This is a genomic window from Stutzerimonas sp. C6.4V, assembly GCF_058536345.1.
Window position 1 is genome coordinate 29759 of record NZ_JBZUBM010000001.1, and the last position, 12987, is coordinate 42745.

17 protein-coding genes and 1 riboswitch are annotated in these 12987 nt (G+C 63.1%); of the genes, 12 read left to right on the forward strand and 5 right to left on the reverse strand.

The features are described from left to right. Positions 1-35: 35 nt before the first annotated feature. From trxA to AC4LFW_RS00155, 4 genes are all read right to left on the reverse strand, one after another. Positions 36-905 (reverse strand): thioredoxin, encoded by an 870-nt coding sequence (gene trxA, locus AC4LFW_RS00140; RefSeq protein WP_491816819.1) that lies wholly within the window; start codon positions 903-905, stop codon positions 36-38. A gap of 90 nt (positions 906-995) precedes the next feature. Further along, a complete protein-coding gene (gene thpR, locus AC4LFW_RS00145; RefSeq protein ID WP_491816820.1) occupies positions 996-1523 on the reverse strand; it encodes an RNA 2',3'-cyclic phosphodiesterase in 528 nt (175 codons plus the stop codon). A gap of 46 nt (positions 1524-1569) precedes the next feature. Further along, positions 1570-2253 carry a class I SAM-dependent methyltransferase gene (locus AC4LFW_RS00150; protein ID WP_491816821.1) on the reverse strand — a complete coding sequence of 228 codons (684 nt, stop codon included), beginning with the start codon at positions 2251-2253 and terminating at the stop codon, positions 1570-1572. Next, positions 2250-2678, reverse strand: a complete 429-nt coding sequence (locus tag AC4LFW_RS00155; RefSeq protein ID WP_491816822.1) for a YbaY family lipoprotein — start codon at positions 2676-2678, stop codon at positions 2250-2252. The genes AC4LFW_RS00150 and AC4LFW_RS00155 overlap by 4 nt, the downstream gene beginning before the upstream one ends. 113 nt (positions 2679-2791) lie before the next feature. Here AC4LFW_RS00155 and nrdR point away from each other — a divergent pair, with 113 nt between their 5' ends. Further along, on the forward strand, positions 2792-3259 hold the full coding sequence (gene nrdR / locus AC4LFW_RS00160; RefSeq protein WP_045424280.1) for a transcriptional regulator NrdR: 468 nt from the start codon (positions 2792-2794) through the stop codon (positions 3257-3259). After that, positions 3256-4365 carry a bifunctional diaminohydroxyphosphoribosylaminopyrimidine deaminase/5-amino-6-(5-phosphoribosylamino)uracil reductase RibD gene (gene ribD / locus AC4LFW_RS00165; RefSeq protein ID WP_491816823.1) on the forward strand — a complete coding sequence of 370 codons (1110 nt, stop codon included), beginning with the start codon at positions 3256-3258 and terminating at the stop codon, positions 4363-4365. The genes nrdR and ribD overlap by 4 nt, the downstream gene beginning before the upstream one ends. Positions 4366-4427: 62 nt before the next feature. Here ribD and AC4LFW_RS00170 read toward each other — a convergent pair whose 3' ends face one another. Continuing rightward, complete coding sequence (locus tag AC4LFW_RS00170; RefSeq protein ID WP_491816824.1) at positions 4428-5177, reverse strand: hypothetical protein; 750 nt, start codon at positions 5175-5177, stop codon at positions 4428-4430. 354 nt (positions 5178-5531) lie between these two features. Beyond that, a riboswitch (FMN riboswitch) is annotated at positions 5532-5677 on the forward strand. Between the two features lie 121 nt (positions 5678-5798). Here AC4LFW_RS00170 and AC4LFW_RS00175 point away from each other — a divergent pair. The 10 genes from AC4LFW_RS00175 to AC4LFW_RS00220 all read left to right on the forward strand — a co-directional run bounded on the left by AC4LFW_RS00175 (position 5799) and on the right by AC4LFW_RS00220 (position 12935). Beyond that, positions 5799-6467 (forward strand): riboflavin synthase, encoded by a 669-nt coding sequence (locus tag AC4LFW_RS00175; RefSeq protein ID WP_491816825.1) that lies wholly within the window; start codon positions 5799-5801, stop codon positions 6465-6467. Positions 6468-6487: 20 nt separating this feature from the next. Beyond that, entirely contained in the window at positions 6488-7567 is a 1080-nt protein-coding gene (gene ribBA, locus AC4LFW_RS00180; protein ID WP_491816826.1) for a bifunctional 3,4-dihydroxy-2-butanone-4-phosphate synthase/GTP cyclohydrolase II, read from the forward strand. 64 nt (positions 7568-7631) lie between these two features. Then, positions 7632-8108 (forward strand): 6,7-dimethyl-8-ribityllumazine synthase, encoded by a 477-nt coding sequence (gene ribH / locus AC4LFW_RS00185; RefSeq protein ID WP_019340068.1) that lies wholly within the window; start codon positions 7632-7634, stop codon positions 8106-8108. Continuing rightward, positions 8105-8590: a transcription antitermination factor NusB gene (nusB, locus tag AC4LFW_RS00190; protein WP_491816827.1), complete on the forward strand. Its 486-nt coding sequence runs from the start codon at positions 8105-8107 to the stop codon at positions 8588-8590. Before ribH ends, nusB begins: the two co-directional genes overlap by 4 nt. A 12-nt stretch (positions 8591-8602) precedes the next feature. After that, on the forward strand, positions 8603-9562 hold the full coding sequence (gene thiL, locus AC4LFW_RS00195) for a thiamine-phosphate kinase (RefSeq protein WP_491816828.1): 960 nt from the start codon (positions 8603-8605) through the stop codon (positions 9560-9562). Positions 9563-9598: 36 nt separating this feature from the next. Continuing rightward, positions 9599-10099, forward strand: coding sequence for a phosphatidylglycerophosphatase A family protein (locus AC4LFW_RS00200; RefSeq protein WP_491816829.1), 501 nt, complete (start codon positions 9599-9601; stop codon positions 10097-10099). Between the two features lie 85 nt (positions 10100-10184). Continuing rightward, positions 10185-10832, forward strand: coding sequence for a retropepsin-like aspartic protease family protein (locus AC4LFW_RS00205; RefSeq protein WP_491816830.1), 648 nt, complete (start codon positions 10185-10187; stop codon positions 10830-10832). Between the two features lie 269 nt (positions 10833-11101). Continuing rightward, positions 11102-11719, forward strand: a complete 618-nt coding sequence (gene ribA / locus AC4LFW_RS00210) for a GTP cyclohydrolase II (RefSeq protein ID WP_491816831.1) — start codon at positions 11102-11104, stop codon at positions 11717-11719. After that, positions 11716-12135: a hypothetical protein gene (locus AC4LFW_RS00215; protein WP_491816832.1), complete on the forward strand. Its 420-nt coding sequence runs from the start codon at positions 11716-11718 to the stop codon at positions 12133-12135. Before ribA ends, AC4LFW_RS00215 begins: the two co-directional genes overlap by 4 nt. Continuing rightward, a complete protein-coding gene (locus tag AC4LFW_RS00220; protein ID WP_491816833.1) occupies positions 12135-12935 on the forward strand; it encodes a cobalamin-binding protein in 801 nt (266 codons plus the stop codon). The genes AC4LFW_RS00215 and AC4LFW_RS00220 overlap by 1 nt, the downstream gene beginning before the upstream one ends. Positions 12936-12987: the final 52 nt, after the last annotated feature.

Here is a 12987-nt window from a genome sequence, read left to right on the forward strand (position 1 = left end):
CCGAAGGCGCTTCCGTCGTCCAGCCGCGACACTCTTCAATAAAGAGCCTGGTACAGCTTGCGACGGTAGGTGGTAACCAGCGGATGATCGCTGCCCAGCAGATCGAACACTTGCAGCAACGTCTTGTGCGGCAGCCCTTCGGCATAGCCGCGGTTACGCATGAACAATTTCAACAAACCGTCCAGCGCAGCTTCGTGTTGCTGACGTGCCAGTTGCTGGACAGCCAGCTGATACGCGGCTTCATCGTCGTCGGCGTTCTGCGCGAGGCGGCTCTTGAGGTCGGCGACCTCAGGCAGGTCACTGGCCTGGCGCAGGAAGGCCAGTTGTGCCCGGGCGCCGGCCAGTGCCTGTTTGTGCTGGTCGCCCTTGACTGCGTCGAGCACCACTTCCGCCTCGCCCAGTTCGCCGCGCTCGGCCAGGCAGCGGGCGTAAAGGATCAACGCGGCAGCATTCTCGTTGTCTTCGGTAAGCAATTGCTGGAGCAGGTGTTCCGCTTCGCTGATGCGTCCCTCCGCAAACAGGCTCTGCGCAGTCTCCAGCAAATCGGCTTCCGGCGCAGCGGGTGCCTGCACATGGGGCTCGAGCATGGCGCGAATAGCCGATTCCGGCTGGGCACCGGCAAAGCCGTCGACTGGCTGGCCATCCTTGAACAGCACCACGGTCGGCAGGCTGCGTACGCCGAAACGGGCCACGACGTCCTGTTCGATGTCGCAGTTGACCTTGGCCAGCAGCAGCTCACCCTGGTACTCCTCGGTGATCTTTGCCAGCAGCGGCATCAGCGCCTTGCACGGCGCGCACCACTCGGCCCAGAAGTCTACCAGCACGGGTTTGTGAAAGGAGTTTTCCAGCACCAGCTGCTCGAAGTTGGCGCCGGTGACGTCGAAGATGTGGGGTGTCTGGCTCATTGGCATTCTCGGGATGGGCACGTACGGAAGAGGCGTGCATGTTAAGTGGAGGCGATCCGATTCGGAAGCAAGCCCGAGCAGTGTCGCCTATCAGCGATTGGCGCCCAGGGCCCAGCTCGCCAGTTCCCGGTAGCGGACGCCGCGCGGCGTGTTTTCGGACTGATAGAGGCCGAAGCGGTCCACAGGCCAATCGAGGGGCGGGGGCAGCGCATCGGGCAAGGCCCGAACGTGGCGCGACAAGGTCACGTGAGGCAGGAACGGCCGCGCGTCCAGCGCCACACCGCGCGCAGCCAGACCTGCATGCAGCTGCGCGACGAGTTGATCCAGTTGTGAGGGGTGTCGCCCCGGAACCAGGCAGGCGTAGTCCTTGCCAATCATCTGAAGCCGGTCGAGCTGCAGGGCAAAGGCATCGATGCTTAGTTCAGCCGCGAGCTGCTTCAAGCTTTCCAGGGCGTCTTGGGGCTGGTTGCCGAGAAAGGCGAGGGTCAGGTGCAGGTTCGCCTGCGCAACGGGGCGCCCTTCGATGCCGACACTGTCGCGCCAGCAGCCGATCGCTTCGGCCAGCTGGGCTGGACAGTGCAGGGCGAAGAACAGGCGCATTGGTTTTCCGGTCGACATGTCGTGCTCCTGCAGCGGGCGGCCTGATCGATCGGGCCGGCGCATATCAGCACATTGCAGCCAGCCCCTCGGCAGCTGCACGTCTGGCGTGGTAGAGGCTGACCCGACGAAACTCCGCTGGCTCGGCCAGATCCGGCCAGGTGCAGGCGTCGAGGATATCCAGCCGTTGATACAGCGGATGGTTGAAGTCACGGACACGGGAGTCAGCGACCAGCGCCACCTGACCGCGGCTCAGGAACTGATCCAGCAAGGGCAGGTTGGCGCGGTCGTAGAGCACGTCGGCCACGACGACGAGGTCGTAGCGGTCGGTCTCGGCGAAGAAATCATCCGAATAGTTGAGCTGAACACCATTGAGCTCCGCATTCGCACGGCAGGCGGCAAGCGCCAGCGGATCGAGGTCACAGGCAACCACTTCGGCCGCGCCGGCCCTGGCAGCGGCGATGGCGGCAACGCCCGATCCCGCGCCGAAATCCAGCACGCGCTTGCCGCGCACCCACTCCGGTCGGTCGGCCAGCCAGCGGGCCAGCACCAGGCCGCTGGCCCAGCAGAAGCACCAGTAGGGTGGCTCCTCGAGAATCCGCCGGGTTTCCTCCGGGCTGAATGCGCGGTCCATGTTGGCCGCGTCGATCAGCCATAGCCGGATATCGGTGCCTGGTAGCGCCTCGGCATTGAGGGATGCGTCGCCGAGCAGCTCGGTAAGCGCCTGCTGCAGGACTGCGGGGGCATTCAAGGCGCAGGTACCAGATGCAGCGGGCCCAGGGACTGGCTGGCCGGGCTGGCCACGCGCACTGCCGGCAGGCGCATGATCAACTGCCCAGAGCGGGTCACGCGTCCGCGCAGCTCGACATCCTGGGCCTTGGGGAATTTCTCGGCATTGAACCTGAGGATGAAGGGCAGCTCGGTGCCCCGGCCCTGCAGCTGTACATTGCTCAGCAGCCGGTCCGGCTGGTCGCGTCGGTTGACCTCCAGCAGTGCCAGCTCGACCTGGCTGTCCGCCGGTACGCCAAGAAGGCTGCCATGCAGTTCATGCATTGGGGAAACCTCCAGCGGTGGCTCCTCGAATGTGACGGGGGCGGTTGGGCGCTGGGATTGCTCGCTTGAACAACCAGCGACCAACAGCAGCAGGGCGGGCAGGACAAAGGGGCGTAACTGCACGGACGGCTCCAGAAATAAGGTTGATGCGCGCCTGTATAGCAACAATCCGCTCGATTTGTCTTGCCGGCGGGATGCGCTACCATGGCCGTCCCGACGTCTGACAGCTCTAGCCCATGCATTGTCCCTTCTGTGGTGCACATGACACCAAAGTCATCGACTCGCGCCTGGTGGCCGAGGGCGATCAGGTGCGCCGTCGCCGTGAATGCCTCGCCTGCGGTGAGCGTTTCACCACCTTCGAGACCGCCGAATTGGTGATGCCCAGGCTGATCAAGCAGGACGGCAGCCGGCAGCCGTTCGACGAGGAAAAGCTGCGTGCCGGCATGCAGCGCGCCCTGGAAAAGCGCCCGGTTAGCGTCGAGCGCCTCGAAGAAGCCATCGCCCATATCAAGCATCGCCTGCGGGCTACTGGCGAACGGGAGATAAAGTCGCGGGTGCTGGGCGAGCTGGTGATGGTCGAGTTGCAGAAGCTCGACGAGGTCGCCTATATCCGCTTCGCGTCGGTTTATCGCCGTTTTCAGGATCTCAACGAGTTCCGCGAGGAAATCGAGCGCCTGTCACGCGAACCCGCCAAAACCGAATGAGTACCAACGACCACGCCTGGATGGCCCTGGCGCTGCAGCTGGCGCGCCGGGGGCTGTACTCCACGCACCCCAATCCCCGGGTCGGCTGCGTCATCGTCAAGGATGATGAATTGATTGGCGAGGGCTGGCATGTGCGTGCCGGCGAGCCACATGCGGAAGTCCATGCGTTGCGCCAGGCCGGCGAGCGCGCTCGTGGCGCAACCGCCTACGTCACTCTTGAGCCCTGCAGCCATCATGGACGCACGCCGCCCTGTGCCGACGCCCTGGTCAAGGCCGGCGTCGGTCGTGTCGTCGCGGCCATGCAGGACCCCAACCCCCAGGTGGCCGGGCGTGGGCTCGAACGCTTGCGCAGCGTTGGTATCGAGGTGGCAAGCGGGGTGCTGGAAAGCGAGGCCCGAGCACTGAACGTCGGCTTCATCAAGCGCATGGAAACCGGCCTGCCATACCTGCGGGCAAAGCTCGCCATGAGCCTGGACGGCCGCACCGCCATGGCCAGCGGAGAAAGCCAGTGGATCACCGGACCCGCCGCGCGTGCCGAGGTCCAGCGGCTGCGCGCGAGGTCGAGCCTGGTCCTGACCGGCGCGGACACGGTGTTGATGGACAACGCCCGGCTGACCGTGCGTGCCGCGGAACTAGGGCTCAATGAGGAACTGACCGCGCTCGCCATGGGACGCCAGCCGCTGCGGGTGCTGGTCGATGGTCAACTGCGCGTGCCACTGGATGCGCCGTTCTTCCAGGCGGGTCCGGCATGGGTGGCAAGCAGCCGTTCTGACCAGGCTGCGGCTTACGAAGCAGCGGGCCACGAATTGCTGACATCCATGAACGAAGCGGGGCGTGTGGATTTGCACGGTTTGCTACGCGAGCTTGCGGCTCGCGGTGCCAACGAGGTGCTGCTCGAGGCGGGCCCGCGGCTGGCCGGCGCCTTTGCCGCCCTCGGGCTCATCGATGAATACCAGATATTCGTTGCCGCCAAGTTTCTCGGTTCCTCGGCCCGACCGCTGCTCGATCTGCCGCTTGAGCGCATGAGCGAGGCGCCTGAGCTTGTGATCAAGGACATGCGCGCGGTCGGCGCTGACTGGAAAATCATCGTCGTACCGCGCGCCTGACCTGTTCCGCTCTCTGCGCCATAGCCTGTCCGGACGCAGCATCCCGCCATGACCCTTGCTGGCTAGTTCACGGGCCTTAAGCCGTTGTGGTCCAGCTTGGCGCGACGTTTGTTGGCGCCCAGCAGCGCACGTGCCATCAGGCTTTCGTGATGGGGATTGCCAAAGTGCAGCAGGATGGTGGCGCGCAGCATTGCCGGATCGCATTCATCATTGGCATGCAGGCTCCGGTAACCGGAGAACAGGTAGAGATTTCCCGGCACCAGCTTCAGGCGAATCGGCTTGAGCCAGCCACGTCGCACCGCCAGCGCGACCAGCTTCTGGCTGACGGTGTTATGCAGGATGGCCTTCTCGATCACGTTGCGCAGCGCATTGAAGCGGATGCGCCGCAGGTTGGGGAAAATCAGCAGATCGCCGCAGTGCTCGCCCTCGGTCGGAATGATCAGCGGAAGCAGCGCAGTGACGGCCGTGGCATCGAAGTGGTAGAAGTGCGATTGCTTGAGCCCGCTTCGGCCCTGCAGACAGCGAATCACCGGAAAGATCTGCTCCGTCGCGACAGGCTCGCGTCCCGCCTGGATTCGATAGAGCTCGCTCAGACGCTCCTTGAATGGCGCGGCCAGGGCCAGCGAACCCGCCAGGCTGTCCTGTAGCGCTTCGATGCCATGGATGCAGAAATACTCGCCGCCACGGCTGGCAGCCTGCAGCTCGACGTAGGCGCGAGCCCGGTCAAGCTCCTCGGGCGAAATATAGTGTTCGATGACTGCAAAGCCGTTGCGGTCAATATCGGCCGCCTGCGCGGCAGCCGAGGTATCCATAGCCGTAAACCCTGACATACCCATCCCTCTCGGCACAGTTAAGGTTCGGAGCGTTCGTCCTGATCGTTTCCTGATCGGCGCGGAGTCGGCGAAACGGCGAGCTGACCCTGATTCGGCGTGTCGGTACGAAGAAATGCGGAGTGACGTTCCATCCTGATCGTCTTGCGCTGCATCGCCACGCTGTGACAGCCGATCTGGTGCCGAGGGGCGATGCGATGCGTATGGACAAACAAGCGTAACGGGAGTTGCAGTGATGTAAAAAAATGTTTCTCCGGTCCGCTCACGATCAAACGGATCTTTGCCGGCTGCAGAACCGCCCCATCTGTGGTAAAAACTGCGCCGGGCCTGAAAGGCCCACGTTCTCAGGGCGGGGTGCGATTCCCCACCGGCGGTAATGGTGCCGTTATGTGCCTAGCCCGCGAGCGCTTGTCTTCGACAAGGTCAGCAGACCCGGTGTGATCCCGGGGCCGACGGTATAGTCCGGATGAGAGAGAGCGGGATGCCTCGACGGGCGCCTTTCGTGCGCACGTCTACTCCCTCTATCGATCTGCAGCGCCCTGTTTTATCCAAAACAGGAGTTCGTCATATGCATCGTTTCAACAGCCTTCCGCGGGAGGCCGTATGTTCACAGGAATAATCGAATCCATCGGCACCATCGGAGCCATGACGCCCAAGGGCGGCGACGTTCGCGTGCTGGTCGAGACCGGCAAGCTGGATCTGGCCGACGTCAAGCTGGGCGACAGCATCGCGGTCAACGGCGTTTGTCTGACAGCGGTCGGACTGCCGGGCAACGGCTTCTGGGCCGATGTCAGCCGCGAGACACTGGCGCGCACGGCCTTCGTTGACCTCAAGACCGGCAGCCGGGTAAATCTGGAAAAGGCGCTGACGCCGACCAGCCGCCTCGGCGGGCACCTGGTCAGTGGCCACGTAGATGGGGTCGGCGAAGTCGTATCGCGGGAAGAGAACGCCCGCGCCGTGCAGTTCCGCATCCGCGCGCCACGCGAGTTGGCCAAGTACATCGCGCTCAAGGGCTCGATAACGGTCGACGGTACGAGTCTGACGGTCAACGCGGTCAATGGCGCCGAGTTCGAGCTCACCATCGTGCCGCACACCCTGGCCGAAACCATCATGGTCGACTACCGCCCCGGGCGGAAGGTGAATCTGGAAGTGGACCTGCTGGCGCGTTACCTGGAGCGCCTGCTGATGGGCGACAAGGCGGCCGAGCCTGATGCCTCCGGTCTGACGGAAAGCTTTCTCGCCGAACACGGCTATCTGCACCCTGCTCGGTAAAAGAATAGAAGGATTGCCAAATGGCCCTGAACACCGCTGAAGAACTGATCGAAGACATCCGCGCCGGCAAGATGGTCATCCTCATGGATGACGAGGACCGCGAGAACGAAGGCGATATCATCGTCGCCTCTGAATGCGTGACCGCCGAGCACATCAACTTCATGGCCCGCTTCGCCCGCGGCCTGATCTGCATGCCGATAACGCGCGAGCGCTGTGAAACCTTGCAGTTGCCGCTGATGGCGCCGCGCAACGGCTCCGGCTTCGGCACCAAGTTCACCGTTTCCATCGAGGCAGCCGAAGGTGTCACCACCGGCATCTCCGCCGCCGACCGCGCGCGTACCGTGCAGGCCGCCGTGGCTAAGAATGCCGTCGCCGAAGATATCGTCAGTCCCGGTCATATCTTTCCGCTCATGGCGCAACCTGGCGGCGTCCTGGCGCGCGCCGGGCACACCGAAGCGGCCTGCGACCTGGCCCGAATGGCCGGTTTCGAGCCGTCTGGGGTGATCTGCGAAATCATGAATGACGACGGCACCATGGCGCGCCGCCCGGAACTTGAACTCTTCGCTGAACAGCACGGGTTGAAGATCGGCACCATCGCCGACCTGATCCACTACCGGATGATCCACGAGCGCACGGTCGAGCGTGTATCAGAACAGCCGCTGGAAACCGAGCTGGGCCAGTTCAGCCTGGTCACCTACCGCGATGGCGTGGAAGACACCGTGCACATGGCCCTGACTCGCGGCGAGATTTCGCCGGAAGAGCCAACCCTGGTTCGCGTACACAACATGGAGCCACTGCGCGACCTGCTGATGGTCACGGTGCCGGGTCGCTGGAGCCTGCGTGCCGCAATGAGCGAAGTGGCGAAGGCCGGCAGCGGCGTGGTGTTGTTGCTCGGCAATCCGCTGACAGGACCGCAGTTGCTGGCTCAGCTCAACCGCCAGCAGTCGCCGACGCCCGCGACCTACAGCACCGTGGGTGCAGGCTCGCAGATTCTTCGCGACCTCGGAGTACGCAAGATGCGCCTGATGAGTTCGCCAATGAAGTTCAACGCGATATCCGGCTTCGACCTGGAAGTTGTAGAATACTTGCCCGCCGAATAAGTGATGCCAGGGCGCCGCGACGAAACGCGGCGCCTTCGTTCTTTAAAGAGATGAGAAACCACCTATGACACTGAAGACCATCGAAGGTACCTTCATCGCCCCGCAGGGCAAGTTTGCCCTCGTCGTTGGCCGCTTCAACAGCTTCGTTGTCGAGAGCCTGGTGAGCGGCGCCGTCGATGCGCTGGTGCGCCACGGCATCGCTGAGGACGCCATCACCATCATCCGCGCCCCGGGTGCCTTCGAGATTCCGCTGGTCGCGCAGAAGGTCGCGCAGCAAGGCGAATACGACGCCATCATCGCCCTCGGCGCGGTCATTCGTGGCGGCACCCCGCACTTCGAATACGTTGCGGGTGAATGCACCAAGGGCCTGTCGCAGGTTTCCATGGAGTTCGGCGTGCCGGTCGCATTTGGCGTGCTGACCGTCGATTCCATCGAGCAGGCCATCGAGCGCTCCGGCACCAAGGCCGGCAACAAGGGCGCCGAAGCTGCACTGTCCGCGCTTGAGATGGTAAGTCTGCTGGCGCAGCTGGAGGCCAAGTGAGCCTTAATCACGACGACAGCCAGGACGCTCCGCAGCCAAAAGCCAAGGGCAAGATCGCAACGCGCCGTGTCGCGCGTAGCCTGGCGATGCAGGCGCTGTATCAGTGGCACATGGCGGGTCAGAGCCTTAACGAAATCGAGGCGCAGTTTCGCGTCGACAACGATTTCTCCGGCGTCGATGGCAACTACTTCCATGAACTGTTGACGGGTGTCGCGCGCGCCAAGACGGAAGTCGACGGTGCCATCGTGCCGCACCTGGATCGGCCGCTGGACGAGTTGGACCCGGTCGAACTGGCCGTCCTGCGCCTGTCCACCTACGAGCTGATGCATCGCATCGACGTCCCGTACCGCGTGGTGATCAACGAGGGCATCGAACTGGCCAAGGTGTTCGGCGCCACTGACGGGCATAAGTTCGTCAATGGCGTGCTGGACAAGCTGGCGCCCAGCCTGCGCAGTGCCGAGGTCGGCGCCCACAAGCGCTGAGTGTTTGGCCTGATGGGTGAGTTCGAACTGATTCGCCATTACTTCGCCGCCGCCGCTTGTGCCAGGGCTGGCGGCGATGTCGCATTGGGCATCGGCGATGATTGCGCTTTGCTGACCGTTGCGGTCGGCGAGCAGCTGGCTGTTTCCACAGACACGCTGGTGGCTGGCGTGCATTTCCCCGATCCGTGCGACCCTTATCTGCTCGGCCAGCGCGCGTTGGCCGTTTCCACCAGCGACCTCGCTGCCATGGGTGCCACGCCCGTCGGTTTTACCCTGGCGCTGACGCTTCCCTCTGTCGAACCCGGCTGGCTGGCCGAATTTTCCCGTGGCCTCGATGCGATGGCGGCTGGTTGTGACATGCGTCTGATCGGCGGCGACACCACACGCGGTCCGCTGAGCATGACCCTGACGGTATTGGGGCGGGTGCCGGTAGGCAAGGCGTTGTTGCGCAGCGGTGCGCAACCAGGTGATCTGCTCTGTGTGGGTGGATGGCTTGGCGATGCCGCCGGGGTTCTTCCGATTGTGCTTGGCGAGCGGGAGGAGAACAGCGTCGAGGCGTCAGCGCTGCTCCGGCGGTACTGGTCACCGCAGCCTCAGCTTGCATTGGGCCAGGCGCTGCGTGGCAAGGCTACCGCTGCGTTGGATGTCTCCGATGGCCTCCTGGCCGATTGCTCGCATATCGCCACGGCATCCTCCGTTTCACTGGTAATCGAGAAAGCCAGGGTGCCGCTGTCGAACTCTCTGCTGCGCTTTGCCGGTCCGGATCAGGCCCTGAAATGCGCCTTGGCGGGAGGTGATGACTACCTTTTGGCGTTTACCTTGCCAGCCGATGCGTTACCTAACATGCAGGCTGAAGGATGGCCTATCCATGCAATCGGCCATGTGGCAGAGGGTGAGGGCGTTCGGTTGGTGGACGCTGATGGAAACTCTGTGGCCATCAACCATCTGGGCTACAACCACTTCACGAGCTGAGTCGTTGCCGCTCGACTAGAACATGAGGACAACCGTTTGACCGATTCCCTGCAGCCTGCCGCCGAGCCGATCCCGCATTCGGTATGGAGTAATCCCTGGCACAACCTGGCCTTTGGTTTCGGCTCCGGTACGCTGCCTAAGGCACCGGGCACCTGGGGATCCCTTGTGGCGTTGGCGTTCGTGCCCATGTGGCAGATGCTGCCAGCGTGGGGCTACGGTGCGCTGATTCTCGCCAGCATGCTGTTCGGCATCTGGCTATGCGGAAAGGTGGCTCAGGATCTGGGTGTGCACGATCATGAAGGCATCGTCTGGGACGAGTTTGCCGGAATCTGGATCACCTTCTGGCTGGTGCCTGCCGGTTGGTACTGGCTACTGCTCGGCTTCGTCGTGTTCCGCCTGTTGGATATCCTCAAGCCTTGGCCGATAAGTTGGGTTGATCGCCAGGTTCACGGTGGGCTGGGCATCATGCTTGATGACATCCTCGCCGGCTTCGCCGCCTGTGGCCTGATGCACTTAGCCGTAATCTGGCTGGCCTAGGACGAGCTGTGCGTCGGGTCGCTGCAATCCCGGCATCGCTGATGGACAATGCCGGCATCGCCGTTAGCCAAGGAAGCCTCCGCGGATGCGTTCACTTTTCCTGATTTTAGCCAGTGCCCTGACGGTGCTGTCATCGAGCACCATGGCTGCTCCAATGGTTCAAGTGGTGGGGCTTTTTCCAGGTGCTGCCGTGTTGAATGTCGATGGGCAACGTAAGCTCGTTCGGGTCGGGCAGGTGGGGCCGGGCGGTGTTGAGGTCCTGAGCGCTGATTCGAAAGGCGCGGTTCTGCGGGTAGACGGCGTTGAGCGTAGCTATGGCCTTTCTCGCGAGCTGAGTTCCGGCTTTGCCGAACCTGACCGCCGGCAGCTGAGCATCGCTCAGGGACAGGGCGGTCACTACTGGATAGCCGGCTCGATCAACGGACAGCCTGTGCAGTTCCTCGTCGATACCGGTGCCACCTCGGTGGCGATCAACGAAATCCAGGCGCGGCGTCTCGGCATCGACTATCGCGTCGACGGCCGGCAGATTGTCCTAGGCACTGCAAGCGGCACGGCCAAGGCCTGGAGGGTCAATCTCAACAGCGTGAAGGTCGGTGCGATCGATGTGCTCGGCGTTGAAGCCGTTGTGGTGGAAGGCGGCTCGCCGACCGATGCCCTGCTCGGCATGAGCTTCCTCAACCGAGTCAGTTGGCGGGAGGAACAGGGCCTGTTGAAGCTTGAATCGAAGATATGAGAGAAGCAGCTTGAAGCCTGAAGCTAGAAGTAAAAGCATAAGTGACGGCGTGGGCATCGCCGACGCATACTGGCTTCTGGCTTCTGGCTTCTGGCTTCTGGCTTCTGGCTTCTGGCTTCTGGCTTCTGGCTTCTGGCTTCTGGCTTCTGGCTTCTGGCTTCTGGCTTCTGGCTTCTGGCTTCTGGCTTCTGGCTTCTGGCTTCTGGCTTCCAGCTTCCAGCTTCCAAGCTGTTACACTATCCGCTTTTCTGCCTTCTGGAGTTTCTCCGGTGTCTGTCGTGTTCGTCGCCGCTTCCAAACTGCCGACGCCTTTCGGCGTGTTTACCATGCATGGTTTCCTCGATCAGGATACGGGCAAGGAACATGTCGTACTGACCCTGGGTGACGTGGCCGACGGCAAGCCCGTATTGGGCCGTCTTCACTCCGAGTGTCTTACTGGTGACGCGCTGTTCAGCCTTCGCTGCGATTGCGGCTTCCAGCTCGAAGCTGCGCTTCGGGCGATCTCCGAAGAGGGCCGTGGCGCGCTGCTGTATCTGCGTCAGGAAGGTCGCGGCATCGGTCTGCTGAACAAGATACGTGCCTATGAGTTGCAAGATGCGGGTGCCGATACCGTCGAGGCCAACGAACGTCTGGGCTTCGCGCCGGACATGCGTGACTACGCCATCTGCCTGCCCATGCTCGAACATCTCGGCATCGCCGAGATCAAGCTGATGACCAACAACCCGCGCAAGGTCAAGGCGTTGCAGGGCTTTGGCATCCGTGTCGCTCAGCGTATGCCGCTGGAAATCGCGCACAACCCGCACAACAGGAAGTACCTGGCCACCAAGGCCGGCAAGCTCGGCCATATGCTAGGCGAAATCCATCAGGGCGAAGCCGAGCAGTCGTGAACCGCGCAGCTGCCCGTCGTCAGCTGTCATGGGATGGCTGGCTGCAATGCTTGCTGATGGTGGTACCGGTACTTGCCGCCAACCAGCTTCCCGAGCTGACCGGTCACCATGAAGAAGTCATCGCGTTGCCATTGTTCTTCGCTGGCCTGGGCCTGTTGTTTCTCAGCTTGCCGCGCTTCACCTCTTACAAACACGCCTTGATCGACACCGAACATTCATTCGGCAGCGATGCGGAGCCCCTGGCCTGGGCCACGTTGCGCGATGTTCGTCTGCGCGCCTTGCGTATTGCCGGGCTTCCCGCCTGGGTTGCTGCAATCGGCGCGCCGCTCGGGTTGGAGCCGGTGGCCCAACTGCTATTGGTCTGTGGCAGCCTGACGCTGCTTGTTCTCTATCGCATCCCGCGTCAGCTGCAGTGATGCGCACACTGCTGCTGTGCCTTGTGTTACTGACGTCGCCGCTGGTGTCGGCTGCGCAGCGCGTGGTCAGCCTGGCGCCGTCGCTCAGCGAAATTATCCTGGAACTGGATGCAGGCGACCTGCTGGTCGGCGTGCTGGACGGAGGCGAACGGCCAAAGGCCTTGGTCGATCTCCCCTCGGTGGGGCGCATCGGGCAGCTCGAAATGGAGCGACTGCTCGCGTTGCAACCGACGCTGGTGCTGCTCTGGCCGGACAGCATCACCTCTGCGCAACGCGCCCAACTGGTTCAGTTCGATATTCCTGTGCTCGTCGCCCAGCCCTTGTCATTGGCGCAACTGGCGGAGCAATTCGCTGTGATTGGCAAGCGAGTCGGAAGGGAGCGACAGGGACTGGCGCTCCAGGAGCAGTTTGAGCAGGGCCTGGATCGGCTACGCCAGCGGTACCGGCGCGACCAGCCGGTGTCGGTTTTCTACCAGATCTGGAATCGCCCGCTGTATACCCTGGGCGGACGTCAGATCATCAGCGATGCAATAGGCGTGTGCGGTGGGCGCAACGTCTTTGCCGACCTCCAGCTGCCGGCGCCGCAGGTCAGTGTCGAGGCGGTCCTGTCGCGTAATCCCGAGGTGATTCTAGCCGGCAGCGGCGCGCAGCTTGCGGAGTGGAGCACCTGGCCGCAGCTCGAGGCGGTGCGTAAGGGGCAGCTGTGGGAAATCCCGGACAAGGGGCTCGAGCGGCCGAGCTTCCAGATGCTTGGCGCAATCGGGAAGCTCTGCGAGGTGATGGGGCAAGCGGCTGACTGACCGGAAGCGGGCGTGCCGGATGCAGCTGGGCACCGGTTTGCCGAGATGGGCT

Bases quoted from the DNA above. Each gene is read 5' to 3' on its own strand.
- trxA (WP_491816819.1), bottom strand. From the start codon at position 905: ATGAGCCAGACACCCCACATCTTCGACGTCACCGGCGCCAACTTCGAG.
- thpR (WP_491816820.1), bottom strand. From the start codon at position 1,523: ATGTCGACCGGAAAACCAATGCGCCTGTTCTTCGCCCTGCACTGTCCA.
- nrdR (WP_045424280.1), top strand. From the start codon at position 2,792: ATGCATTGTCCCTTCTGTGGTGCACATGACACCAAAGTCATCGACTCG.
- ribD (WP_491816823.1), top strand. From the start codon at position 3,256: ATGAGTACCAACGACCACGCCTGGATGGCCCTGGCGCTGCAGCTGGCG.
- AC4LFW_RS00170 (WP_491816824.1), bottom strand. From the start codon at position 5,177: ATGGATACCTCGGCTGCCGCGCAGGCGGCCGATATTGACCGCAACGGC.
- AC4LFW_RS00175 (WP_491816825.1), top strand. From the start codon at position 5,799: ATGTTCACAGGAATAATCGAATCCATCGGCACCATCGGAGCCATGACG.
- ribBA (WP_491816826.1), top strand. From the start codon at position 6,488: ATGGCCCTGAACACCGCTGAAGAACTGATCGAAGACATCCGCGCCGGC.
- ribH (WP_019340068.1), top strand. From the start codon at position 7,632: ATGACACTGAAGACCATCGAAGGTACCTTCATCGCCCCGCAGGGCAAG.
- thiL (WP_491816828.1), top strand. From the start codon at position 8,603: ATGGGTGAGTTCGAACTGATTCGCCATTACTTCGCCGCCGCCGCTTGT.
- AC4LFW_RS00205 (WP_491816830.1), top strand. From the start codon at position 10,185: ATGCGTTCACTTTTCCTGATTTTAGCCAGTGCCCTGACGGTGCTGTCA.
- AC4LFW_RS00220 (WP_491816833.1), top strand. From the start codon at position 12,135: ATGCGCACACTGCTGCTGTGCCTTGTGTTACTGACGTCGCCGCTGGTG.